General features: G+C 71.5%; 23 protein-coding genes. 8 read left to right on the plus strand and 15 right to left on the minus strand.

What is annotated here, in order from left to right; genetic code table 11:
* Positions 1 to 18 precede the first annotated feature (18 nt).
* Positions 19 to 750, minus strand: coding sequence for an expansin EXLX1 family cellulose-binding protein (locus tag NAEX_RS05250; protein WP_096326425.1), 732 nt, complete (start codon positions 748 to 750; stop codon positions 19 to 21).
* 64 nt (positions 751 to 814) lie between these two features.
* Here NAEX_RS05250 and NAEX_RS05255 point away from each other — a divergent pair, with 64 nt between their 5' ends.
* On the plus strand, positions 815 to 1,252 hold the full coding sequence (locus NAEX_RS05255; RefSeq protein ID WP_143140767.1) for an ATP-binding protein: 438 nt from the start codon (positions 815 to 817) through the stop codon (positions 1,250 to 1,252).
* A gap of 257 nt (positions 1,253 to 1,509) precedes the next feature.
* On the opposite strand, the gene NAEX_RS49670 is transcribed toward NAEX_RS05255, so the two are convergent.
* Genes NAEX_RS49670 through NAEX_RS05280 form a run of 6 tightly spaced genes read right to left on the minus strand, consistent with a single transcriptional unit; the run spans position 1,510 to position 7,150 of the window.
* Positions 1,510 to 2,343: an STAS domain-containing protein gene (locus NAEX_RS49670; protein WP_096326427.1), complete on the minus strand. Its 834-nt coding sequence runs from the start codon at positions 2,341 to 2,343 to the stop codon at positions 1,510 to 1,512.
* Entirely contained in the window at positions 2,340 to 3,470 is a 1,131-nt protein-coding gene (locus tag NAEX_RS05265; protein WP_096326428.1) for an STAS domain-containing protein, read from the minus strand. Before NAEX_RS05265 ends, NAEX_RS49670 begins: the two co-directional genes overlap by 4 nt.
* 21 nt (positions 3,471 to 3,491) lie before the next feature.
* Positions 3,492 to 3,947 (minus strand): STAS domain-containing protein, encoded by a 456-nt coding sequence (locus tag NAEX_RS05270; RefSeq protein WP_096326429.1) that lies wholly within the window; start codon positions 3,945 to 3,947, stop codon positions 3,492 to 3,494.
* A 4-nt stretch (positions 3,948 to 3,951) separates the two neighbouring features.
* Positions 3,952 to 4,539: a SpoIIE family protein phosphatase gene (locus NAEX_RS49675; RefSeq protein WP_170135476.1), complete on the minus strand. Its 588-nt coding sequence runs from the start codon at positions 4,537 to 4,539 to the stop codon at positions 3,952 to 3,954.
* Positions 4,539 to 5,186: an ATP-binding protein gene (locus NAEX_RS49680; protein ID WP_170135477.1), complete on the minus strand. Its 648-nt coding sequence runs from the start codon at positions 5,184 to 5,186 to the stop codon at positions 4,539 to 4,541. Before NAEX_RS49680 ends, NAEX_RS49675 begins: the two co-directional genes overlap by 1 nt.
* Entirely contained in the window at positions 5,183 to 7,150 is a 1,968-nt protein-coding gene (locus tag NAEX_RS05280) for an ATP-binding protein (RefSeq protein WP_170135478.1), read from the minus strand. Before NAEX_RS05280 ends, NAEX_RS49680 begins: the two co-directional genes overlap by 4 nt.
* 258 nt (positions 7,151 to 7,408) lie before the next feature.
* On the opposite strand from NAEX_RS05280, the gene NAEX_RS05285 reads away from it, so the two are divergent.
* Together NAEX_RS05285 and NAEX_RS05290 are read left to right on the plus strand one after the other, a co-directional pair.
* Positions 7,409 to 8,050, plus strand: a complete 642-nt coding sequence (locus NAEX_RS05285; protein ID WP_170135479.1) for a YiiX/YebB-like N1pC/P60 family cysteine hydrolase — start codon at positions 7,409 to 7,411, stop codon at positions 8,048 to 8,050.
* Positions 8,051 to 8,221: 171 nt separating this feature from the next.
* Positions 8,222 to 9,877 (plus strand): formate--tetrahydrofolate ligase, encoded by a 1,656-nt coding sequence (locus NAEX_RS05290; RefSeq protein WP_096326432.1) that lies wholly within the window; start codon positions 8,222 to 8,224, stop codon positions 9,875 to 9,877.
* Between the two features lie 82 nt (positions 9,878 to 9,959).
* On the opposite strand, the gene NAEX_RS05295 is transcribed toward NAEX_RS05290, so the two are convergent.
* Positions 9,960 to 10,970: a hypothetical protein gene (locus NAEX_RS05295; RefSeq protein ID WP_096326433.1), complete on the minus strand. Its 1,011-nt coding sequence runs from the start codon at positions 10,968 to 10,970 to the stop codon at positions 9,960 to 9,962.
* A gap of 54 nt (positions 10,971 to 11,024) precedes the next feature.
* Complete coding sequence (locus tag NAEX_RS05300; protein ID WP_096326434.1) at positions 11,025 to 11,336, minus strand: hypothetical protein; 312 nt, start codon at positions 11,334 to 11,336, stop codon at positions 11,025 to 11,027.
* A 145-nt stretch (positions 11,337 to 11,481) separates the two neighbouring features.
* Between NAEX_RS05300 and NAEX_RS05305 the strand changes: the two genes are divergently transcribed.
* A complete protein-coding gene (locus tag NAEX_RS05305) occupies positions 11,482 to 12,381 on the plus strand; it encodes an ABC transporter ATP-binding protein (protein WP_096326435.1) in 900 nt (299 codons plus the stop codon).
* A complete protein-coding gene (locus NAEX_RS05310) occupies positions 12,378 to 15,962 on the plus strand; it encodes an ABC transporter permease/M1 family aminopeptidase (RefSeq protein ID WP_096326436.1) in 3,585 nt (1,194 codons plus the stop codon). Before NAEX_RS05305 ends, NAEX_RS05310 begins: the two co-directional genes overlap by 4 nt.
* 129 nt (positions 15,963 to 16,091) lie before the next feature.
* Here NAEX_RS05310 and NAEX_RS05315 read toward each other — a convergent pair whose 3' ends face one another.
* On the minus strand, positions 16,092 to 17,456 hold the full coding sequence (locus tag NAEX_RS05315; RefSeq protein WP_096326437.1) for a cytochrome P450: 1,365 nt from the start codon (positions 17,454 to 17,456) through the stop codon (positions 16,092 to 16,094).
* A gap of 257 nt (positions 17,457 to 17,713) precedes the next feature.
* On the opposite strand from NAEX_RS05315, the gene NAEX_RS05320 reads away from it, so the two are divergent.
* Positions 17,714 to 17,890 (plus strand): DUF1328 domain-containing protein, encoded by a 177-nt coding sequence (locus tag NAEX_RS05320; protein ID WP_096326438.1) that lies wholly within the window; start codon positions 17,714 to 17,716, stop codon positions 17,888 to 17,890.
* Positions 17,891 to 18,006: 116 nt separating this feature from the next.
* On the opposite strand, the gene NAEX_RS49685 is transcribed toward NAEX_RS05320, so the two are convergent.
* Complete coding sequence (locus NAEX_RS49685) at positions 18,007 to 18,174, minus strand: hypothetical protein (RefSeq protein ID WP_170135480.1); 168 nt, start codon at positions 18,172 to 18,174, stop codon at positions 18,007 to 18,009.
* A 190-nt stretch (positions 18,175 to 18,364) separates the two neighbouring features.
* On the opposite strand from NAEX_RS49685, the gene NAEX_RS05325 reads away from it, so the two are divergent.
* Both NAEX_RS05325 and NAEX_RS05330 read left to right on the plus strand, forming a co-directional pair.
* Entirely contained in the window at positions 18,365 to 19,285 is a 921-nt protein-coding gene (locus tag NAEX_RS05325; protein ID WP_170135481.1) for a hypothetical protein, read from the plus strand.
* A gap of 121 nt (positions 19,286 to 19,406) precedes the next feature.
* The gene (locus tag NAEX_RS05330) at positions 19,407 to 20,582 is read left to right on the plus strand and encodes an alpha/beta hydrolase family protein (protein WP_096326440.1); all 1,176 of its coding nucleotides are present in this window, start codon (positions 19,407 to 19,409) and stop codon (positions 20,580 to 20,582) included.
* Between the two features lie 46 nt (positions 20,583 to 20,628).
* Here the strand turns inward: NAEX_RS05330 and NAEX_RS05335 are convergent, their stop codons facing one another.
* The 4 genes from NAEX_RS05335 to NAEX_RS05350 form a co-directional block, all read right to left on the minus strand.
* Positions 20,629 to 21,438, minus strand: coding sequence for an SDR family NAD(P)-dependent oxidoreductase (locus NAEX_RS05335; protein WP_096333527.1), 810 nt, complete (start codon positions 21,436 to 21,438; stop codon positions 20,629 to 20,631).
* A gap of 59 nt (positions 21,439 to 21,497) precedes the next feature.
* Positions 21,498 to 22,487, minus strand: a complete 990-nt coding sequence (locus NAEX_RS05340; protein ID WP_096326441.1) for a DUF4215 domain-containing protein — start codon at positions 22,485 to 22,487, stop codon at positions 21,498 to 21,500.
* A gap of 306 nt (positions 22,488 to 22,793) precedes the next feature.
* Positions 22,794 to 23,660, minus strand: a complete 867-nt coding sequence (locus tag NAEX_RS05345; RefSeq protein WP_096326442.1) for a hypothetical protein — start codon at positions 23,658 to 23,660, stop codon at positions 22,794 to 22,796.
* Positions 23,657 to 24,202: an RNA polymerase sigma factor gene (locus NAEX_RS05350; RefSeq protein WP_170135482.1), complete on the minus strand. Its 546-nt coding sequence runs from the start codon at positions 24,200 to 24,202 to the stop codon at positions 23,657 to 23,659. Before NAEX_RS05350 ends, NAEX_RS05345 begins: the two co-directional genes overlap by 4 nt.
* Between the last annotated feature and the right edge of the window lie 26 nt (positions 24,203 to 24,228).

Consider the following 24,228-nt stretch of genomic DNA (forward strand, 5'->3'; position numbering starts at 1 on the left):
CGGACAGCCATGACCCGCTCACTCGCAGGCCGGGAACTGGCCGGCGCCCGGCGCGTCGCCCGCCTCGACGAGCGGGACGTCCCTGTCCTCGAGGACATTGCCGGCAGTGTCGATGACGCGGAACGCGTACGGCCCGGGGCCCATGCCCTGCTCGGCGACGAAATAGTTGTAGTCGACGCGCGGCACCGCCTGCCACTGGCCGCCGTCGTCCCTGTACTCGAGCGACGCGATCGGGTTTTTGTGCCCGCGGATCTGCACCGCCGTCCACCACTCGCTGCTGCCATCCTTGAAGTGGTAGACGATGGGGCCGCTGGTCGCGCACGACACGTAGCGCCAGGAGATCGGCACGCGGCCGAGCTCCTTGGCCGCGATCATCGGGAATGCACCTTCGCTCAGATCGATGTCGCCCTGCGGACATCCCGGACAACTGTCCACAATGCGGACAATGATCGATCCGTCCGGTCCGTCGATCGCGACACACGCGCCGCACACCGCCGAGCCCGCGTAATCGACGATGTTCATCGCCGCCACCATCGCGTCGCCGGGGTCCGCGTCGAAGCTGCAATTGCCGCTGCCATCGGCCGCGTAATAGGTCGCCTCGCCGGTGTGGACCTCGCCCTCGCAAACCTCGCCGCCCCCGCTCGGGACACCTGTATCGCTGTCCGCGTCCGGGCCCGCAGTGCCGCCGCCAGCGCCGCCGCACGCCAGGCACACCGACACCGCCACCCATATGCCGCGAGCTCCGCTCATGACACCAGCAGGCCACGCGCGAACGATCCTGTCAACGCAGGGGAACGGTGATACCATCGCAGTCGTGGGTCGTTACCGCGTGACTACCGAGGCCGATGTGATCGGCGCCCGCGTGGCTGCCGAACGCCTCGCGCTGCAGGAGGGGTTTCTGCGGCTGGCGGCTCAGGAGGTCGCGCTCGTCACCTCGGAGCTGGCGTGGAACCTGGTGCGCCACGCGGGCGGCGGAGAGATCGAGCTGGCGATGACGAACGGTCCGCACGGCCCCGCGCTGGTGGTCGCCGCGATCGACGGCAGCCCGCCGATCGCCGACCTCGAGACGGCGCTCCTCGACGGTCACACCGCGAACGGACCGATCCCGCCGGAGGAGCGGATGCGCCGGCGCGGCCTTGGCAGCGGCCTCGGCGCGGCGCTGCGGCTCAGCGACCGCCTGGTCCAGGAGGTCCTGCCGAAGGGCAAGCGCATCGTCGCCACCCGCTACCTCGTGCGCCCGAGCCGGCCGTGAGCCGCGCTCGCGTCCTGTCCTCCGGGACATGCCTTCTCGAGCATGTCCCGAGAGCCAGCGATCAGCCGTCGCGGCGACTCGCGACCCGGACGCCCGACCCGGCACGGGCCGCTCCACCTGTCCTTCCAGCCATGCCTTGAAGGGCATGTCCGGAGGGCCATCACGCCGCCGTCCGCCCGCCCCACGCCCGGCTGAAGAACGACCGAGCGCGCGACGGGAGACCGCCGCGCGCTCGTCAGGGGGCCCCGGGCGGGGGCTCAGGACGCCGCGATGGCGGCGAGGTCGAGGACCTGCTCCTCGCGGGTGACGCGGAAGCCGAGGCGGCGCAGGCAGAAGCGCAGGCCCTCGCGGAGGCTGCGGAGGGTGACCACGCCCTGCAGCTCGAGCCCGAGGCCGACGATGATCTGGGCGACCGCGGGCTGGATGCCGGTGATGACGCAGCGGGCCCCGAGCAGGCGGACCGCCCGCATCACGCGGAGCAGGTGGTCGGCGGTCGCGGTGTCGACGGTGTCGACGCCGGTGAGGTCGACGATGGCGAAGCGGGCCCCGGTGCGGGACACCGCCTCGAGCAGCGTGTTCTTCATGTCGGCCGCGCGGACGCTGTCGACCAGGCCGACCACCGGCATGGTGACGATGTCGTCCCACACCTGAATGATCGGGGTCGAGGTCGCGGCCGTGATCGCCTCTTGCTGCAAGAACCGCCGCTGCAGCTCCTCCTCGAGGCGCATCCCCTCGCTGAGGTCGCGGGCGACGATGGCGGCCGCGCTGACGCGGCCGCCGTCGCGGATCGGGGCGATCGTCAGCTGCACCGGCACCGGCGAGCCGTCGGCGCGTCGCAGCTCGGCCTCGCCCTCCCACTGGCCCGCGGCGATGGCGGCCGGGATCCACTCGCCGATCAGCTGGGCCGCGTGCGGGCTCAGCTGGTCGACCGAGAGGCCCGGGAGCTCGTCGGTGGCCCGATCGACCAGGCGCAGGCCCGACGCATTGACGTGCAGCACCGCCCCGCTCGGCTCGACCAGCGCCGCGAAATCCGCGAGGCCGGCGAACATCGCCTTGAAGGACGTAACGTTGGACTGTGGCTCTGCGCTCATCGGCTCAGCTCCTTAACATTCGACATAGTCGCGGACGGCGGCGCGGCGCGGCGCGGCGCGGCGATATGGGCCTTGAGGGCCTCGCGGAGGTTGGAGAAAGTGGGGATCGCCGTCAAGTCGACGCCCAGACCGACCAGGGTCTGGGCGACGCTGGGGCCGATCCCGGCGATCATCCCCTGGGCGCCGAGCAGCTTCACCGCGCGGACGATGCGGAGGAAGTTGTCGGCGGTGGCGGTGTCGATCGTCTCGACGCCGGTGAGGTCGAGGATGGCGCAGCGGGCCCGGCGCTGCAGGATCGCCTCGAGCAGCCGCTCCATCATCTGCGCCGTGCGCGAGGCGTCGATCGAGCCGACGATCGGGACGGCGACGACCTCGTCCCACAGCTCGATGATCGGCGTCGACAGGGTGAGGATCGCCTGCCGCTGCTCGGCGATCACGTCGATCTTCTCCTGCAGCTCCGCGACCATCCGGTCGCGCTCGGCCAGCGCCGCCTCGCGGGCGGCCGCGCTGGCGTGGACCGTCGCCAGCATCTGCTGCAGGTCGGACGCGGTCGCCTGATCGAGCGCCGCCAGCTCGCGCAGCTCGTCGTCCAGCGAGCGGTCCGAGGCCTCGATCACGAACTCGTCGAAGGCGTCGCCGTCGGCGGCGAAGGCGGTCTGCCGCGGCCAGCAGGTCGTCTCGAACAGCCGCTGGCACAGCCCCGTCAGCTTGCCGGCGACCAGACCCCCGTTGAACGCGCTGCCGTCGCGCAGCAGGACGCTCTCCCACCCGTTCGTCACCCGGAACACCGCGACCTTGGCCGCGCGGTCGATGTCGACCAGCTCCCAGCCGCCCCAGCCCGACACCGCCGCGTACCTGGCCAGCTCGACGAAGCCCTCCTCGAAGGTCGGGAAGGCCGAGATGACCTTCCAGTCGCCGTCGGTGCTGCGCACGCCCTCGGCCTGCAGCGCCAGCGCGAACCGCCGCGGCCCGACCATCGCCAAGAACCCCGACATCAGCCGCGCGAGCGACGAGTCGCGGAACATCGTCACGCTCGGTATGCCGCCGATCCGCAGCTCGCCGCGCACGAGGTCCCACTCGTGGCTGACGCCGGCGATGACGAGCTTGCCTGGGTCGAGGGCGGTCATGGGGTGGAGGCGTGGGGAGGTTTACTCGGCGGACTTGGCGAACGACGCCGTGCTGGTGATCGTCTCCGGCGTCACGTCGTCGAACGCGTCGTCGGGCTCGAGCTCGCTGACCACCGCGCTGACGCCGAGGCGCTCGAGCGCGTCCTCGAGGGTCAGCGCCGTCTGGGCCAGGCGGAAGTCGGCGCCCATCGTCTGCAGCGTCATGGCGATCGGCGCACTCATGCCGCAGATGACCGTCGGCGTGCCCATCAGCCGGGCCGCGGCGGCGAGGTTGGCGATCACGTGGCAGAGGTGGCTGTCCATCGTCCACATGCCCGTGACGTCGATGACGAGCCCGGCCGCCGAGGTGTCGCGGATCGTCCGCAGCACGTCGTCGACCAGGAACGCGGCTGTCTCGTCGGTCACATCGCCCTGCAAGGGGACGACGATGCGCTGCCAGAGCTGAATGACGGGGATGCGGTTCTCGAAGGTCTTCATGGCCTCATGCCTCGGTGTCGCAGACGAGCACACTGGCGTCGTCGTCCGGCTTGCGGTGCTCGCGCATCAGGGTGTCGCACAAGGATTCGGGGTCTTGTTGGCGCAGCGAGTCGAGCGGAGCCCGCTGCGAGATGCCGTCGGAGAACATGACCAGCCGCGCGCCCGACGGCAGCTCGCCGCGGCAGATCCGGAAGCTCTGCACGCGCGCGCCGAGCACCCCGGGACTGAGCAAGATGGGCAGCTTGGCCCCGAAGCAGCGGATCTCGACGTTGCCGACCCCGCAGCAGACGAACGACACCGCGCCCGGCGAGGTCGTCGGCGTCGCGCCGAGCTGGCACACCGCCGCCGCCGCGCCGCGGGTGCCGCGGAGCGCCTCGTGGACCGCTCGCATCGCCTCCTCGAGGTCGACGGTGAGCGGCAAGCGGTTGAGGCACTCGACGGCCGCGTGGGCGGCCTGCGCCGCCATGCGCCCGTGGCCGAGGCCGTCGATCACGGCCAGCGTGATCGCCTCGGGGCCGCGACGGACGAGCACGGCGTCGCCGTTCTCGCGCTCGCCCGTCTTCGGGCTCGTCCGGTAGGCGGTCCGCCACATCAGTAGTTCACCTCGACCTCGATCCGGGTGCCCGTGGGCCCGGTCTCGATCTCGAACTTGTCCGACAGCCGCTTGGTCCCGAGGATCCCGAGCCCGAGCCCGCTGCGGCTCTTGTACTTGCCGGACATGATCTCCGGCAGGTTCTTGATGCCGCCGCCCTTGTCGCTGCCGACCACGTGCATGCAGCGGCGACCGTTGGGACATGGCCGAATGACCAGCTTGCCGCCGCCCGCGTAGAGCACCTGGTTGCGCGCCAGCTCGCTGACCACCGTCGCCAGCTTCTGCAGGATCAGCGCGGATGTCCCGAGGGCCATGCAGATGTCGCGCGCGGCCAGGCGGGCGCGGGCGATGTCCGCCTCGATCTTCACGTCGATCTCGATCGCCTCGATGGTCTTGGGCGACGCGGCCCGCGTCAGGTCGGCGAACACCTTGCGCGACTCGGTCTCGCCGATGAAGCCGCGCACGCCCTCGACCAGGCGGGTGATGAGCTGGCTGTCGCTGGCCGGACGCCCGCGCAGCTCGGTGCGCGCGCGCAGCAGGATGCCCTGTGCCCGCGCCGTGCCGACGTAGCGCGCGAGCACCGACAGCAGCGCGGCGTCGTCCAGGCCTCCTGGTGCGCCCGGTGGTTTGCCTCGCAGATCGGTCACAGGTTGACCTCCGCCTCGATCCAAGTGCCAGTGGGGCCGGTGTGGAGCCGGAACCCGTCGGCCAGACGTTTGGTGCCGATGAGGCCGAGACCGCGGCCGTTGCGGCTGACCTTGCGCCCGGCGAGGATCGCATCGACATCGGCGATGCCGGAGCCCTCGTCGACGGCGCGGATGAACACGCACTTGCGCTCGGCGCCCACGGATCCGACCACGACCTTTCCTCCGCCCGCGTAGAGCACCATGTTGCGCGCGAGCTCGCTGATGATGGTGGCGATCTTCTGCAGCGACAGCGGGCGCGCGCCGAGCTTCTGGCACAGCTCGCGCGCGGCCACGCGGGCGCGGGCGACGTCCTTCTCGCTCAGCACGTCGAGCTCGAGCGCCACCTCGGAGCCGCCGGCCTCGATGTGGACCGCCGGCAGCTCGAGCGTGAAGGTCGAGCCCTGCCCCGGTCGGCTGCTGACCCGGATGTCGCCGCCGAGCATGTGGCACAGCCGCTGCGTGATCACCAGGCCGAGGCCGGTGCCGCCGTAGCGGCGCGTCGACGACGTGTCGACCTGGTAGAACTCGCGGAACAGCTGGCCGATGTTCTCCTGGGCGATGCCGATGCCGGTGTCGGACACGCGGAACAGGATCCACGCGCGGCCGTTGACGATCTGGCGCGCCACGCTGAACTCGACCTGACCGGCGGTGGTGAACTTGCCGGCGTTGCTCAGCAGGTTCAACAGGCACTGCCGGATCTTCAGCGGGTCGGAGCGCATCGACCCGACGCTGGGGCTGATCTCGAGGCGGAACGTGTTGCGGTTCTTCTCGATCAGCGGGCGGCTGGTCGCCACCACCTCGTCGATCATCCCCGCGACCGTGAACTCCTCGATGTGGACCAGCATCTTGCCGGCCTCGATCTTCGAGATGTCGAGGATGTCGTTGATCAGGCTGAGCAGGTGCTTGCCGGCGGCGCGGATGCGCAGCAGGTCGGCGAGCCACGTCTGGGTGCCGCGCTCGCGCATCTCGTCCTCGAGCAATTCGCTGTAGCCGAGGATCGCGTTGAGCGGCGTGCGCAGCTCGTGGCTCATGCGCGCCAGGAACTCGCTCTTGGCCCGCGACGCGTCCTCCGCGGCCGCGGTGCGCTCGGCGACGCGGCGCTCGAGCGACTCGTTGAGCTCGACCAGCTGCGCCTCGGCCGACTTGCGCCCGGTGATGTCGGTCGACACCCCGCAGATCGCCGCGATCTTTCCGTCGCTCGCGCGCAGCGGGAACCGCACCGAGTAGAACGTGCGCGCGCCGTCGCCGAGGCCGTGCAGCACCTCCTCGACCTCGACCGTCGCCCCGCGCTGGCGCACCTGCGCCTCGCCGCGGGCGAACGCCTCGATCGCCGCCGCCGGCAGCACGTCGCGGTCGGTGCGGCCGAGCACCTCCTCGCGGCGGCGCCCGAGCAGCGTCTCGAAGAAGCGGTTGATGAACAGGTACGCCCCGGCCTCGTCCTTGAGGTAGACGATCGCCGGGATGTGATCGCAGAGCGCCCCGAGCCGCGCCTCGCTCTCGGCGATCGCCCTGGCCGCGGCCGCGTGCTCGCGCTCGAAGGCCCGCTCCGCCAGCTCGCGCCCGCCGGCGTCCGAGGCCATCGCGCAGGCCCGCCCGGCCGCGGCGTCGACCACCGCCTGCCACGCCAGCGTCACCGTCCGCCCCTCGCGGTGGACGAAGCGGGTCCGCAGGGCCTGCACTTCGCCTGGCTTCTCGAACATGTTCGAAAGACCAACCTCGACCGCGCCGCGATCGTCGGCGTGGACGTGGTCGATCAGGCGGGCGCCGAGCAGCTGCTCGGGCGCGTGGCCCAGCGCCATCGCGGTCGCGGGGTTGGCCGCGGCGAACCGACCCTCGCGGTCGAGCTCGAAGATCAGCGCGTCGCTGGCGGCGAACAGCCGCGCGTAGCTCGAACTGGCGAAGGCCCGCTCTGGCTCCCCGAACATCGCCGTCTCCTCGCCACGCGTCGCGCGCTGAGTATCGCCGTCAGACACGAGGCTTGGATTGTATGGGGGAACGCCTCCCCAGTGTGCGATCCTTTTTCGCGCACGCGCACCGACCCCCCCGGCGACCGCAGCGCACATCGTCCTTCCTGCACCGCGGCTTCGGGACCTCCCCGGCACTCGCCGCGACTCGGTCCGCATGCAGGCCGTTCGCGGTCGGAACGCGGCCACGCAATTCCCCGCCCTGCTACCGTCATGTGTGTGTGGCTCGCCCTGCTCACCGGCCTGCTGACGGTCCCGGAGCTCGACACCGCCGCGCTGCGAGACGGCGACATCCTGCTCCACACCTCGCGCAGCGCGCAGGCCGTCGCCGTCGCCGGCGCGACCGCCAGCCCCTACACCCACGTCGGCATCGTCGAGCGCACCGGCGACGAGGCCTTCGTGATCGAGGCCGTCGCCCGGACCCGCCGCACGCCGCTGCCCCGGTGGCTGGCCCGCGGCGTCGGCGGCAAGGCCACGGCCCTGCGCCACCCCGGGCTCGACGCCGCCGCGCGCGCCGCCGTGGTCGCGGCCGCCGCCGGCTACCTCGGGCGCCCCTACGATCTGTCCTTTACGCCAGGTGACGACGCCCTCTACTGTAGTGAGCTGGTGGCCCTCGCCTACGCGGCCGTCGACGTCGCGGTGGGTACGTGGCGGCCCTTGGGGGAGCTCGCGCTCGCCGACGCGGCCGCGCAACGGTTGCTGAGGCGCCGCTGGCGAGCGCACCCGGCCTGCCGCGGCGCGCCCTCGCTCGCCGCGTGCCGACCGGCGCTCGCAGCGATCCCCGTCCTCACACCCGCGAGCCTCGCGGCCGATCCTCGCTTGCGGATCGTCGGCACCAGCTATCTCCCCCGACCTCGCTGAAGCATCACGAGAGATCTCATCACCGCCGGCGTGCGGCCGCGCGCCGCGCCGGGGGCCTCGTCGCGGCGCCGCCGAAGATCCTCGTTCCTCCGCGGACGACCGGCGCGACGCAGCCCACACGCCCGCGGCCGTCGCCCCGCCGCGCCAGAGCCCGTGTGGCACCATCCGGCGATGCTTCGCCGCCTCGTCGACCTCGCCCGCGAACTCGGCCTCGACCCCGAGAGCCGCGCCTATGTCCCCTACGGCCACGACTTCGCCAAGATCGACACTGTCGCCGCCGGCGAGGGCGCGGCGCACGGCAACCTCGTCGTCGTCTCCGCCGTCACGCCGACGCCGCTCGGCGAGGGCAAGACGGTCACCTCGATCTCGCTCGGCATGGGTCTGGCGCGGATCGGCGAATCGGCGCTCACCTGCCTGCGCCAGCCCTCGCTCGGCCCGGTGTTCGGGGCCAAGGGCGGCGGCGCCGGCGGGGGCAAGGCGCAGGTCGTGCCCGCCGATCGCGTCAACCTCGGCGGCACCGGCGACGGTCAAGCCGTCGGCGCCGCGCACAACCTGCTCGCCGCCATGCTGGACGCGCACCTGCGCCACGGCAACGCGCTGAAGATCGACCCGGCGCGGATCGCCTTCTCGCGGGTCACCCCGGTCAACGACGGCAGCCTGCGCAAGGTCATCACCGGCCTCGGCGGCCCGCTCAACGGCGTCCCGCGCGAGTCCTTCTTCGAGATCAACGAGGCCAGCGAGGTCATGGCGATCCTCGCGCTCGCCCACGACCGCGGCGACCTGCGGCGGCGCCTCGGCAACATCGTCCTCGGGCCCGACCAGGGCGGCGCGCCGGTGCGGGCCGAGCAGCTCGGCGCGGCCGGGGCCATGAGCGTGCTGCTGCGCGACGCCCTCTACCCGACCCTCGCGCGCACCAGCGAGGGCACGCCCGTGCTCCTCCACGCCGGTCCGTTCGCCAACATCGCCCACGGCAACAGCAGCCTGATCGCCACCCGCTGGGCCCTCACGCGCGCGCCGTGGGTCGTCACCGAGTGCGGCTTCGGCACCGACCTCGGGCTCGAGAAGTTCGTCCACATCAAGGCCCGCCTCGGCAACCTGCGGCCCGCCTGCGTCGTCGTCGTCTGCACCGTGCGCGCGCTCAAGGTCCACGCCGGCCTGGCCAAGGCCGTGCTCGGCAAGCCGCTCGATCAGGCCGTGCTCACCGAGGACGTGAGCGCCGTCGAGAAGGGCGCCGCCAACCTGCGGCACCACCTGCGGATCGCCACCGACTTCGGCCCGCCGGTGGTCGTCGCGCTCAACCGCTTCCCCAGCGACACCGAGGCCGAGATCGCGGTCGTCGAGGGCATCGCCCGCGAGTTCGGGGCCGGCTTCGCCGTCCACTCCGGCTTCGCCGACGGCGGCGCCGGGGCCGAGGAGCTGGCGCGCGCGGTCGTCAAGGCGGCCCGGCCGACCGACCTCCGCTACCAGTACGAAGGGACAGGTCCGCTCCTGCCGCGGCTCGAGAGCCTGGCCAAGAACGTCTACGGCGCGACCGGCATCGAGCTGGCCCCGTCGGCGCGCACGCGCCTGAACCAGCTCGAGAAGTGGGGCCTCGGCGAGCTGCAGCTGTGCGTCGCCAAGACCCACCTCGCCACCACCCACGACCCCGCCGACGGCGGCCTGCCGAAGCCGTTCACCCTGCCGGTGCGCGACGTCCTGGTCCGCGCCGGCGCCGGCTTCGCCACCGTGCTGACCGGCGAGCTGACCACCTTGCCGGCGCTCGGCGCCCGCCCGAACGCCGTCGACATGGACCTCGACCCGGTCACCGGCGCCGCGCTCGGCCTGTGACGGCCGCGCGAGCGGACATGCTCTCTGGGGCATGTCCGCTCGCACATGCCCCGGAGGACATGTTTAGACGGACAGCCGGCCGTCAGGCCTCGTGGATCGACAGCAAAAACTTGCCGGCCTGCCCGCCGACCCCGTCGACCACCACGACCACCGACTGGCCGGCGAACATGGGGATCACGAGCTGCGGGAACAGCCCGTTCGAGTCGTCGTTGCAGGCCAGCTCGCCGCCCTGGCACGAGCCGTCGAGCAGGTACAGCACCGGATCGAAGTCGGCCTCGATCACCTCGAACACGAACGCCCCGTCGAACGGGGCCGTCCACAGCGCCTCGATCTCGGGCGACTCGAAGCCGTTGCAGCTGCCGGCGCGGAAGTTGGCCGCGCCGGCCGTCTGGCCGTCGATCGTCAGCGGCACGAACGGCTCGAACACCCCGTCGGGGCACTCGTCGGGGACCTGCACCTGCGTGATGTTGTAGACCACCTCGGCGCTGCTCTGGCCGAAGCTGTCGATCACCAGCGTCACCGTCTGGCCGACCACCAGGTCGACCTCGACCCGCGACGTCAGGTTGCCGCCGCCGTCGTCGTCGCAGGCCAGCTCCTGGCCGAAGCAGACCCCGTCGATCACCGCCAGCAGCGAGTCGAAGCTCGAGCCGATGGTGTCGAACTGGAACCGGCCGGTGACCGGCGCCGTCCACACCACCTCGAGGTCGGTGCCGCCGATCCCGCCGCAGGTGAGGGAGAAGTCGTCGCCCTGGGCCTGCAGCGAGTCGATCTCGTGGATCGGCACCACCGGCGGCAGGACGAGCTCGCCGCACTCGGTCGGCGGCTCCGTGGTCACCGTGAGCGTCGTCGGCTCGGTCGTGATCGTCGTCTCGGTGTCGGTCGCCGTCGTGATCGTCGTCGGCTGCACCGTCGTCGGGCTGACCGTCGTCGGCACCAGCGTCGTCGGGCTCAGCGTCGGCGAGTCGGTCGAGGCCGTCGACGGGTCGAAGGTACCGCCGTCGCTCTCGGTCCCGGGGAAAAAGCCGAACCGGTGGTCGTTGCAGCCTGCGAGCGCGAGCCCGGAGGCCAGGACGGAACGGAGGCCGCGTCGCATAAGCCAGGGATGCGCCGACGATAGCACAGCCGCCGGCGCCCCCCAAGCGACCGGCTAGTTCGTCACGATCTTGTTCAGCTTGTCGATGACCCGGCGGAACTCGTCGACCGCCTCGGCGTGGCCCTGGACCTCGTCGAGCTTGTAGGTCTTGAACTGCTTGGTGACCGCCGAGTAGCCGAAGTTGCCGATGCCCTGGTCGTCGAACTTGGCCGACAGGTACTGGATGTCGAGCGGCTTGTAGCCCGAGCCGTACGCCCCGAGGTGCAGGTGCGTGTTGTAGCTCGGATCGCCGTAATGATACAGGTACCCGTCGGTCGACTTGACGAAGCCCAGCTCCTCCAGATCGCGCTTATTGACCTTTGGCATCCACCACCCTCCGTTGATTCGCCGGCACCGTAGCCGATAGCCGCCGGGTTGTCGCCGGTCGAGAACGCACGCGCGCGCGCGAAACCGCCGGGTTCGGCGGCCGCTCCAACCGCCATCGGGGTTACCCTCGGCGACAGGACCGCGCATGCAGCAGCTCCAGATCCGCAACCTCTCGAAGACCTATCCCAACGGCGTCCGTGCCCTGCGCGGTGTCGACCTCACGATCGGCGCCGGCATGTTCGGGCTGCTCGGGCCGAACGGCGCCGGCAAGTCGACCCTGATGCGCACGATCGCCACGCTGCAAGATCCCGACGGGGGCAGCGTGCGCTTCGGCGACATCGACGTCCTGACCCAGAAAGATCGTCTGCGCGGCGTCCTCGGCTACCTCCCGCAGGAGTTCGGGCTCTACCCCAACCTCAGCGCCGAGGCGATCCTCGACCACTTCGCGGTGCTCAAGGGGCTCGTCGACGCCAAGCAGCGCAAGGCCCAGGTCGCCGCGCTGCTCGAGCAGACCAACCTCACCGCCGCGCGCAAGAACGCCGTCGGCGGCTACTCGGGCGGCATGAAGCAGCGGCTGGGGATCGCCATCGCCCTGCTCGGGCGGCCGCAGCTCGTCATCGTCGACGAGCCGACCGCGGGCCTCGACCCGACCGAGCGCCACCGCTTCCTCAACCTGCTGGCCGACATCGGCGAGGACGTGGTCGTCATCCTGAGCACGCACATCGTCGAGGACGTGCGCGAGCTGTGCAGCCAGTTCGCCATCATCGCCGCCGGCGAGGTCAAGTTCAGCGGCGCGCCGGCGGCCGTGATCGACGGCCTGCGCGGCAAGATCTGGCGCCGCGTCGTCGCCCGGAGCGAGCTCGAGGACATGCAGCGGAAGCTCCGCGTCATCTCGACCCGGCTCGTCACCGGGCGGCCGGTCATCCACGTGTTCCACGAGGGCTCGCCGGGGCCCGAGTTCGAGGCCGTCGAGCCCGACCTCGAGGACGTTTACTTCTATCACATCACCGGCGCGGCCCAGGGCGCGGCCTCGGAGGCGGCATGAACCAGCTCCTCTCCTTCGCCGGCTTCGAGGTGCGCTACCACCTGCGGCGGCCGGTCACCTACGTGTTCGCGTTCGCGTTGGCGCTGTTCGGCTTCCTCGCCATGTCGACCGAGGTCGTCCGCTTCGGCGGCGCCGGCGGCAAGGTGTTGAACAACGCGCCGTGGCTGGTGAGCACCGCCGTCATGGTGTTCACCTTGATGGGCACGATCTTCACCTCGGCGATCGCCGGCACCGCGGTGCTGCGCGACTTCGAGTTCAAGACCCACGAGCTGCTGTTCACCACCCGGCTGAGCAAGGCCGCGTTCGTGCTCGGCCGGTTCCTCGGCGCCTACCTCGTCACCGTGCTGGTGCTCGCCTGCAGCGCGCTCGGCCTGTGGGTCGGCTCGTTCATGCCGTGGATCGACGCCGACAAGATCGGCGTCGTCCCGGCCGGCACCTACCTCTGGCCGCTCCTCGTCTACGTCGTCCCGACCGGCCTGTTCGTCAGCGCCCTGTTCTTCGCCGTCGGCGTGCTCACCCGCAGCTTCGTCGCCGTCTACATCCAGGGCGTCGTCCTCTTCATCGGCTACGAGATCGCCAACAGCCTCGTCAGCGACATCGAGCAGGAGCGGCTGGCCGCGCTGCTCGACCCGTTCGGCTTCAACGCCACCAACCTGATCAACCGCTACTGGACCGTCGCCGAGAAGAACAGCCTGCTGCTGCCGATGGACGGCGTGCTGCTCTTGAACCGCCTGCTGTGGATCGGCGTCGGCGCCCTCATCCTGCTCGCCGCCTACCGCATGTTCCGCATGGAGGCGGCCCCGCGCGGGCGCAAGGCCGCCAGGGCCGCCGGGGTCGAGCCCGAGCTGCCGGCGGTGCGGGCTGCGGCCGTGCTGCCGCGGGTCACCCCGAGCGCCGGCCCGCGCGCCGACCTCGCGCGGGTGGTCGCGCTGGTGCGGCTGCACTACCGCAGCATCGTCCGCGAGCGCGCCTTCCTGGCGCTCGGCGCCATCGCCGTGCTGATGACGGTCGTCAACGCCTTCTACGCCGACCTCCTGTACGGCACCACCGTCTACCCGGTGACCTACGCGATGGTCGAGGTCATCACCGGCTCGGGGCTGTTCTTCGTCATCATCTCGGCGCTGTACGCCGGCGAGCTGGTGTGGCGCGAGCGCGGGTTCAAGTGCGATCAGTTGGTCGACGCCACCCCGACGCGCAGCCCCCTGGTGTTCGCCAGCAAGGTGGTCGCGCTCCTCGCGGTCGAGGCGACCCTGTGCGGCGCGCTGATCCTCGCCGGCATCGCCGTGCAGGCGTTCAAGGGCTACGGCAACTTCGAGCTCGACGTCTACCTCGGCTACGTCTACGGCGTCGCCTTCCCCGGCATCACCCTCCTCACCCTGCTCGCCTTCTTCATCCACGTCGTCACCAACCAGAAGCTCGTCGCCAACGGCCTCATCATCGCCTACTACATGGTGATGCTCGTCCTCAGCTTTTGGGGCGTGCATGACAACCTGTTCCGCTACAGCCAGTTCCCCGACCCGGTCTACTCCGACATGAACCGCTACGGCCCGAGCCTCGGCGCCTGGGCGTGGTTCATGGCCTACTACTTCGCCTTCGCCGGCCTCTTGCTGGCGATCGCCCGCCTGTTCCTGGTCCGCGGCCAGGTCCACGGCCTGCAGGCCCGCCTGCGCCTGGCTCGCGCGCGCGTCACCCCGCGCTGGCTCGCGGTCTCCGGCGGCCTCCTGGCGGTGTGCCTCGGCCTGTTCGCGTTCATCCGCCACAACACCCACGAGCTCAACCGCTTCCGCGACCGGGACGACGAGGAGGAGCTGCGGGCCGTCTACGAGCGCGAGTACAAGCAGTACGAGCACCTGCCGCAGCCGCGGATCGTCGCCGCCGACGTGCGCGTCGACCTCGACCCGGCGCGCGGCCAGGGCACCTTCAAGGGCACCCTGCGCCTGGTCAACAAGTCAGGTGCGGCCATTCCGGCCGTCCACCTCTACCTGCGCGACGAGCTGACGATCCGCGAGCTCCGCTTCGACCGCCCCTCCGAGGTCGAGCACGACGACGAGCGGATGCGCTACATGATCCACCGCCTGGCCGAGCCGCTCGCGCCCGGGGCGGAGCTGGTGCTGCACTTCGACCTCGCCGACCAGCGGGAGGGCTTCGGCAACACCGGCCGGGACACCGCCATCGTCGAGAACGGCAGCTTCGTGTCGAGCGACGGCATCGCGCCGAGCATCGGCTATAACCGGGGCTTCGAGCTCGACAACGACGACGATCGCAAGCAGCACGGCCTGCCGGAGCGCGAGCGCATGCCCTCGCTCGACGACGAGGCCGCCCGCGCCAACACGTACATCGCCACCGACTCCGACTGGATCGACTTCCGCGGCACCGTCTGCACCGACCCCGACCAGATCGCCATCGCCCCCGGCTACCTGCAGAAGGAGTGGACCGAGGACGGCCGGCGCTGCTTCGCCTACGCGATGGACAGCAAGATCCTCAACTTCTACTCGTTCCTGTCGGCGCGCTACCAGGTCCGCCGCGACAAGTGGAACGACGTCGACATCGAGGTCTACTACCACCCCGGCCACGAGTACAACCTCGACCGGATGATCGACGCGGTCAAGAAGTCGCTCGACTACTTCACCGCGAACTTCAGCCCGTACCAGCACCGCCAGGTCCGGATCCTCGAGTTCCCGCGCTACGCCAGCTTCGCCCAGTCGTTCCCCAACACGATCCCCTACTCCGAGTCGATCGGCTTCATCGCCCGCGTCCGCCCCGGCGACCCCGAGGACATCGACTACCCGTTCTACGTCACCGCCCACGAGGTCGCCCACCAGTGGTGGGCCCACCAGGTCATCGGCGCCAACGTCCAGGGCGCGACCATGCTGTCCGAGTCGCTGTCGCAGTACTCGGCGCTGAAGGTCCTGGAGAAGGAGTACGGCAAGGACAAGATGCACAAGTTCCTCGCCTACGAGCTCAAGGGCTACCTCGGCGGCCGCAGCAACGAGAAGAAGAAGGAGCTGCCGCTGATGCGCAACGAGAACCAGCAGTACATCCACTACCAGAAGGGCTCGCTGGTCTGGTACGCGCTGGCCGACTACATCGGCGAGGACGTCCTGAACGCCGCCCTGGCCCGCTACGTCAAGCAGGTCGCGTTCCAGAGCGCCCCGTTCACCACCACCAAGGAGCTCGTCGCCATCCTCAAGGAGGTCACCCCGGCCGAGTATCAATACGTCATCGAGGACATGTTCGAGACGATCACCCTCTACGACAACAAGGTCGTCTCCGCCGAGGTCACCCCCGAGGGCAGCAAGTACAAGGTCCGCTTCACCGTCTCCGCCCGCAAGCTGCGCGCCTCGGAGATCGGCGAGGAGACCGAGGTGCCGGTGGCCGACTACATCGACGTCGCCGTGTTCGCCGCCCCCGGCCCGCAGGACCTCGACCTCGGCAAGCCGCTGTTCTTCGAGCGGCGCAAGCTGATCGGCGGCGAGAACGTGATCGAGGTCGTCGTCGACGAGCCGCCCGCCCGCGTCGGCATCGACCCCTACAACAAGCTGATCGACCGCGCGCCCCGGGACAACCGGATGGGCGTGTGACGGCGGGCGGCCCCTACCTGTCCTTCCGACCAGGTCCATCGAGGCCATGACCGAGGCGCGTCGCTGGCATCAGCGGCGCGCCTCGGGCGCTTTCGGGCGGCGGGCGACGGCCTCGTCGCCGCCGGCGCTTCAGTGCGTCGTCGTCGCCCGCGGCGACAGCCGCGTCACCAGCCCCGAGCGCGGGCGCGGCACCGGCACCTGCTTCATCGTCAAGTCCTGCCCGGGCGCCAGCGTCAGCGCGCAGCGGCGGGCCAGCAGGGCCGCGAACGCCCGCATCTCCAGGCGCGCGAACTCCATGCCGAGGCAGATCCGCGCGCCCCCGCCGAACGGCAGGTAGCGGCCCTCGTGGGCGTGCGCGTGGACCCTTCCGTGAGGACATGTCTCTTCGAACACGGCGAAACGGTCAGGGTCGAAGCGACCTGGCTCTGCGAACAGGGCCCCGTCGCGGTGGGTGTCGCGGATCCGGTAGCCCGTGAGCCAGCCCGCCGGCACGGTGAAGCCGGCGACCTCGAACGTGCGCGTACACTTGCGGAACGCCGCCGCCACCGGCGGCTGCAGCCGCAGCGTCTCGGCCAGCGCGCGCTCGGTGTCGGCCAGGCGGCCCAGCGCCTCGACCGTCAGCGGCCCGCGCGGCGCGACCCGATCGACCTCGGCGCACACGCGCGCGTAGACCTCGGGGTGCTGCGCCATGAGCATGCAGAAGTTGGTCAGCCCCGAGGTCAGCGTCTCGTGGCCGGCGAACAGCAGCACCAGCATCTGCTCGGCCAGCTCCTCGCGGCCGAGCGCCGAGCCGTCGTCGTCGCGGGCGGCGAGCAGCAGCCCGAGCACGTCCTGCCCGGTCTCGCCGCTGCCCAGGCGGGCGTCGATCGCCGCGTGCAGGTGCGCGATCAGGCGCCGCCGGGCCCGCTTGGCCCGGCCGAACGCGGTGACCGGCAGGTCGGCAGGGATCGTGAACAGCCCGGCCGCGAACGTCTCGAAGTCGCGGACCAGCGCCGCGTCGGTGCGCTCGTGCGCGCCCATCATCAGCGCCGCCGCGATGTCGAACGTGAGCGCGCGGATCTCCGGGTACAGCGCCAGCTCGCCGCGCTGCAGCCAGCGCTCGATCGCCGCCGAGATCCGCGCCTCCATCAGCGGCAGGTAGCCGACCAGCGCCTTCGGCCGGAACGCCTGCGCCAGCAGGCGGCGCCGCCGCAGGTGCAGCTCGCCCTCCTGCGTCGACAGCGTGTTGGGCCCGAGCAGCTTGAGCGTGCTCGCCGGCCAGGTCGCCTCGACGAATTTGTGCTCGCCGCGGAACAGCAGCAGGTTGTTCTCCGGCCCTGACAGCAGCGCCATGTCGCGGTTGAACAGCCGCGTGCGCGACACCGGCCCGAACTCCGCCTTTCGCTCGGCCCCGAAGCGCGGGTTGAACAGGATCTGGAACCACTCGCCCACGAACGGCAGGCCGGAGCGACCCGGAGGCAGGCGAGGCGGCGCGGAAACGGTCGGACTCGTCACTCACGCATGCTGCCCGGCGGACCGACCGACGGCAACCGCGACCGCACCGTCAGCGCCGCGGGCGCGAGCGCCGTACCGGCGGACTCGGCCGAATTCGGCCGTCTGCGGGCGATCCGGCGCCGGCCGCGGACGGCCGCCGTTCGCCCCGCCGCCGGCGCCCGTCCCCGCAGGCTCCTGCCCGCTGCGTCCTCGCCCGCGCCGCGGCGCCTGGCCTGGCCCCGGTCTTCGGGTATCGAGCCGGGAAGGAGGACCGTCGCATGCTGCGCTGGGCTCTCGTGTTCCTCATCATCTCCGTCATCGCCGCCGTGTTCGGCTTCAGCGGCCTCTCCAACGCCGCCTCCGACGTCGCGCAGGTGCTCTTCTACATCTTCCTCGGCGTGTTCGCGCTGACGCTCCTGGCCGGCCTCATCGCCGGCGACCAGCTGCCGCGCTGAGCCGGCTCCGCTGCGCCGGGCCCAGCCGCGGCAGCGAGCCGATGCTCGTTCGGACATATTCTCAAGAACATGTCTGAACGTACATCTGCTGTCGAGCGCCGCAACCCCGACCGCACTCACTCGGTGTCGCTCGAGCTGGTGCTCTCCGAGCCCCCGCTCTCTTCCCCCGCCGGCGGCTCGCAAGCCTCGACCGGCTGGCCCTCTCCGTGGACGAACACCCCGTGCAGGTCCTCGGTGCGCGAGATGTCGCGGCGCTCGTCCTGGACCACGCGCCACGACGACATCCGCACCTGGGCGCCGGCCCGGCGTGCGGCGACGCCGACGCATAGTCGCCGCACGCGTCGGTCGCGGCCGACTGCCGCCCGGCTCCAACTGACCCGCGCGTTCGCGTGCCGCTGCGCGCGAGCGACCTCGACCGTCGTGATGCTCGCGCCGACTTGGAATCATCGCCTTCGAGCTGGTCTGAAGCGGACCATGCGATCGATCGCGCCGCGCCTCTCCCTCATTGCAGTGACCCTCACCCTCGCCTGCAAGTCCCCCGAGTCCGGCGAGACGATGACCGCCGCGACCACCGAAGCGAGCACGTCGACCGCGACCACCACCCTCAACCTCACCGACGCGACCACCGACCTCACGACCTCGACCACGACCGTGACCGGCACGACCGGGCCGACCACCACCGAGGAGGCGGGCACCGCGACGGGCACCGGCACCGAGGGCACCTCCACCACCGAGGGTCTGACGTGCATCCCGATCCAGTGCGAGGGCGCCGTGCTCGCCTGCGGCGACTGTATGGACAACGACGGCGACGGCAAGGTCGACCTCGCCGACCCCGAGTGTGTCTCGCCGTGCGACGACCGCGAGGACACCTTCGCCACCGGTCTGCCCGGCGACAACATGGACCCGTGCAACCAGGACTGCTTCTTCGACGGCAACTCCGGCGCCGGCGACGACAAGTGCGACTGGAGCCTCAAGTGCGACCCGGCCAGCCCCGGCGGCGACATCTGCCCGTACGACCCCGACTTCAAGAATTGCCCCGAGATGCAGTCGCAGGAGTGCGTCGACAGTTGCCAGGTCCCGAACGGCTGCGATTGCTTCGGCTGCTGCACCGTCGAGGTCGACGGCATGACCTACGACATCTTCCTCGGCGACCCCGACTGCTCGCTCGGCGACATCGCCAGCTGCCAGTTGTGCACCAAGAACGACGACTGCGACCAGGAGTGCCACCCCGAGGAGTGCGAGATCTGCTTCGGCGAGACCGAGCCGCCGCCCGGCTGCGAAGATCCGACCTGCGAGGGCTACGACTCCTGCACCGTCGACATGATGGGCAACAGCAACTGCGCCGAGGGCTACTACTGCTCGACGGGCTGCTGCTTCCCGATCCAGCCCGGCTGAGCGCGCGCGGCTTCGGCCCGAAGGGCCACGGACGGCTACGCGAAAGTCCGCCCTCGAGCGGACCCGCGGGGCTGTCGAGCCGTCGAACGCCGGCGCGCGGCCTTCCTCGCCGCCCTCGCGCTTGACGGCCGACCCTCGTTCGCGCTGTCATGACGGCCTTCGCCTGTCCGGAGGTTCGCGCGTATCTCGTGTCCTCGCCCGTAGTCCTCTCCTCCTCCTCCTCACCGTCGCCTGCGGCGAGCTCGAGGAGCCGATCCTGACCGAGAGCGGCGACGACACCAGCAGCGGCACCGACAGCGGCAGCACGACCGGGTCGAGCGGCGCCGGGTCGACCGGCGAGTCACCTGACCCTCCGACCAGCTCGCCCGATCCGGTCACCACCGGCACGTCCGTTACCGGCGAGCCCGACCCGACCGACGGCGCGGTCACGACGACCACCACTTCCGGCGACACCACATCGACCACCGACCCCTCGACCACCGACGCTTCGACCACCTCGACCACCGGCGTCGACCCCGTGGGACCCGAGCTGCCCGTGCCCACCGCCGCCTGCCCCGACATCGTCGACGGCGACGTCAGCATCCACCCCGCCGGGCTCGACGGCCCGCGCGACGTCCGGATCTGGGTCGACCTCGACGCCGCCGAGCAGGCCGACGGACCGGTCGTGTTCTACTGGCACGGCACCGGCGGTTCGCCCCAGGAGGCGCTCACCGGCATCGGCGACCTCGGGATCCAGGAGATCCTCGACCTCGGCGGGCTCGTCATCGCGCCGACGCACGACCCGATGGCCGGCATCTTCCCGTGGTGGCTCGTGCTCAGCGAGACCGACGACGACCTCCTGCTCGCCGACGAAGTGCTCGCCTGCGCCAAGGAGCAGATCGGCGTCGACCCCAGCCGGATCTACACCCTCGGCTTCAGCGCCGGCGGCCTGCACACCTCGCAGATGAGCATCCGTCGCTCGAACTACATCGCTGCCGCCGCGCCTTACTCCGGCGGCCTCATCTTCGGCGCGACGCCGCCGTTCCAGGACCCCGACAACAAGTTCGCCGCCATGATCTTCCACGGCGGCCCCGGCGACTTCGTCGTCGTCGGCTTCGATCAGGCCAGCAAGGACTACGCGGCCTACCTCGACCTCAACGACGACTTCAATTTCCTGTGCGACCACGGCGGCGGCCACACCATCCCCGACGCCCAGGACAGCGTCATGCAGTTCTTCTTCGACCACCCCTACGGCGTCGGCGCCTCGCCGTACGCCCAGGGCCTGCCGGGCGACTTCCCCGGCTACTGCGACCTCTGACCTTCAAACCATGTCCTGACGGCCATGGCCCCGGGGACATGGTCTTTCAGTCCAGCTTGGCCGTCGTCGAGCGGGCGTCGCGCTGCAGCCAGCACATCAGCCCGGGGAAGTGCATGCCGAGGAACGCCCCGAGCTTCCCGTGGGCCGTGAACGTGTACTCGCGCTTGCGCGCCGCGATCGCCTTGACCATCACCCGGGCCGCGTCGTCGGCCGTCCACATCAGCGCCGCGGGGCGCTTGTCCTTGCGGCTGGCCTCGAACTGGCCCTGGTTGTCGACCTGCCCGATCTCCGTGCTGACGAAGCCGGGGTTGAGCAGCGTGCAGCTCACCCCCGAACCGCGCAGCTCCATCGCCAGCGTCAGCCCCACCGCCCGCAGCGCGAACTTCGAGGCCGAATAGGCGCCGACACGCGGGCTGGCGAGGATGCCCGACACGCTGCTGACCAGGGCCAGGCGGCCGCCGGTGCGCCGCAGCGCCGGCAGGCTGTGGCGCACCACCGACATCGCGCCGAAGAAGTTGGTCTCGAACTGGCGGTGCCAGTCGTCGGCCGTCAGGTCTTCGACCCGGCCGATCACCCCGAAGCCGGCGTTGGCGACCGCGACGTCGAGGCGGCCGAAGTGGGCGACGACCGTCTGCACCGCCGCCGCGACCTCGTCGTCGCGGCGCACGTCGCAGGGGACCGCGAGGGCGCGGCGACCGAGGCCCTCGACCTCCGCGACCACCTCCGCGAGGCGCTCCTGGCGGCGCCCCGACACCGCGACATCGGCCCCGCGGCGGGCGAACTCGCGGGCCATGGCCCGCCCGATCCCCGCCGTCGCGCCGGCGATCCACGCGACCTGTCCGTGAAACTGCGTCATGGCGCGCACCTTACCGCAACCGCGGCCGGTGCGCGCCACGCCGCCCGGCAGAACGCCGCTCAGAACACGTAGTCGAGCGAGGTTGCCCAGCCGTCGAGGTGGATCGTGATCTCGCCGCTCTGCTGCTGGTAAGCCGCCTGCCAGGTCGCCTTGAGGTCGGCGAGGCTGAACTCGCGCTCCACCGTGAGCCACGCGTCGCAGTTGTCGTCGTGGCTCTCGTGCGAGATCTGGGTCCAGATCTGGACCGGGTCCGACTCGGCGAACGCCCCGTCCCAGCACAGCGCGAAGTCGTGGTCGATGCAGCCGCCGCTGTACTGGATCTCGGCCACCAGCGTGTCGCCGACGATCTTCGCGTCGGCGATCGTGTAGGGATCCGCCGGCGCCGGGTCGGGGCACGACAGCGCGCCGCCGCCCTCGATCGTGCACTCACTGCTGCAGCCGTCGCCGCTCGCGGTGTTGCCGTCGTCGCACGACTCGGAGCCCTCGACCACGCCGTCGCCGCAGGCGCTGGCGCTCGTGGTCGACGAGCCCTCGGTCTCGTTCGGCTCGCCGCTCGTGCCGTCGGTGCCCTCGGTCTCGTTCGGCTCGCCGCTCGTGCCCTCGGTCTCGCCGCCCTCGATCGCGCACATCGCCGAGCAGCCGTCGCCGTCCTTCGTGTTGCCGTCGTCGCACTCCTCCGGCGCCTGCAGCGCCCCGTCGCCGCACTCCGCGGTCGGGCCCTCGGTCGCCGGGCAAGCGATCTCGGTGCAGGCCCACGAGTTGTCGTGGCACGTACAAGTGTTGCAGCCGTCCTCGGCCGGCTTCGTCGCGCCCTCCTCGCACAGGCCGTCGCACGCGATCTCCGTGCAGGCCCAGCCGCCGTCGTGGCAGGTGCAGGTGTTGCAGCCGTCCTCGGCCGGCTTCGTCTCGCCCTCCTGGCAGGCCACGTTCCCGGACGTCTCGTCGCCGATCATCTTCGGGTCGCAGGCCGCCGCCGTGGCGCCCAGCAGCGCGCCGGCGAGCAGGAGTTGGCGATGGGTCTTCAGGGCACTAAGGAAAGTGAGTTGCATGGTGGGTCGTTCCTGAGATGGGTCGCCCGGTAGTTGTCCGGCCCGCGGCTCGTCTGTGTCCGACCTCGCGATTTTTTTCGATCGCTCGTCGCGCAGCCCGACGCACTCGCACGAGACGCTCGCGCAGGAAGGCGCGCCGGCCCCGCCGCATCCTTCGATGCGAGCAGACGCACTCCACCTCCGAGGCCGGCGCCGACCGCTCGCAGAAACCACGGCCACGTCGCCCGCATCGCCGACGCGAGCAGGCACAGCCGACTCATTCCGCGTCGGCGCAGCGCGCAGCGCCGTCGAGGCCCGACGAGCGCCTCACTCCTCGGCGCAGCCCTGGCGCACCCGCTCGGCCAGCGCCGACCCGCCGTGCGCCCGCAGGAACACCTGCGCCGCCGCCCTGCCCTCGCCCGCGCGATCGCTCGCGCACAGCGCCAGCGCGCGCAGGGCGTCGTGCTCCTCGCGCAGCGCCCCGCGCGGGAACTGCTGCGCGTACGCGGCCAGCAGCGCCAGCGCCTCGTCCGCCTCCCCGAGCTGGATCGCGGCCTGCGCCCGGCCCAGCAGCTCGGCCTCCTTCGCCAGCGAGCTCCCCTCCGCGCCCGCCGCGCTCGCCCCGCCCTTCGCGGTCGAGCCCGCCTCGCGCGCCCCCGGCCGCTCGCCTCGCCGCTCCGGCCCCCGCGCCGGCTCGCGCCCTCGCGGCGGCCCCGCGCTCTCACCGGTCCCCTGGGCCATGTCTTTCTCGACATGTTCCTTCGGACCCCCATCCTCCACCAGCGGTGTCGCCGCCGGCGCGGCATCTGTCTCTCGGACCACGTCCTCACCGACACGCTCGCCCGGCCCCTCGCCCGCGCGCACCGGCTCGGTCGCCGCCGTCTGCCGCTCGACGTAGGCGGCCGCCTCCCCGCTGTCGCGGGACCCGACCAGCGGCCCGAGCACGCCCGCGCGCGAGGCCAGCAGCACCGCAGCCGCGGCCGCCACCACCACGGCCGCCCAGGTCCATTCGGACATGCCCCGACGGACATGGCGCTTCGACCATGTCTCTTCGGCCCGGGCGCTCGCCGCCAGCCGGGCCCACACGCGGGCCTGGGCCGCGGCGGGCATGTCCTCCTCGGCGCGGAACGCCCGCAGCGCCGCCGCCGCCTGCGGATCGAGCTCGCCCTCGCCTCCCCGTGGTCCCGTCGTCATCCTGCCGCAGCCCTTCCGCGCCGCCCGTCTCGTTCGGCCAGCGCGCGTTGAAACAGCTCTCGCGTCGCCCGCAGCCGCGAGTACGCCGTATTGAGGTTCAGCCCCAGCGCCTCCGCGATCTCCGGCACCTTCATGCCCTCGATGTCGGCCAGCGCGAACAGCATCCGCCGCTCCTCGTCGAGCCCGTCGAGGAAGGCGCGCACGAACGCGGCCGCCTGCTCCTGCGCCGCGCCCGTCTCCGGATCGGGTCCCGACCCCGGCGGAGGCGCCACGCTCAGCCGCCGCTCGGCCCGCACGTGGCTGCGGCGATGGTTCGCCGCCACGCCGCGCGCGATCCCGTACAGCCAGCTCGTCAGCGCCGCCCGCCCGTCGTATTCGCCCAGGCGGCGGTGCACCACCAGGAACACGTCGTGGACCACGTCCTCCAGCGCCGACTCGGCCACCCCGAGGCGCCGGACCACCCGCCAGACGAACCCCGCGTGCGCGCGATAGACCTCCGCCAGCGTCAGCGGCGGGGCGTCGGCGGGGCGGAGGCCGGGCATCTCGCGTGATTGTCCAGTCCCGCGGG

It is taken from the genome of Nannocystis exedens, from assembly GCF_002343915.1.
In the GTDB taxonomy this organism is placed as follows: Bacteria; Myxococcota_A; Polyangia; order Nannocystales; family Nannocystaceae; genus Nannocystis; species Nannocystis exedens.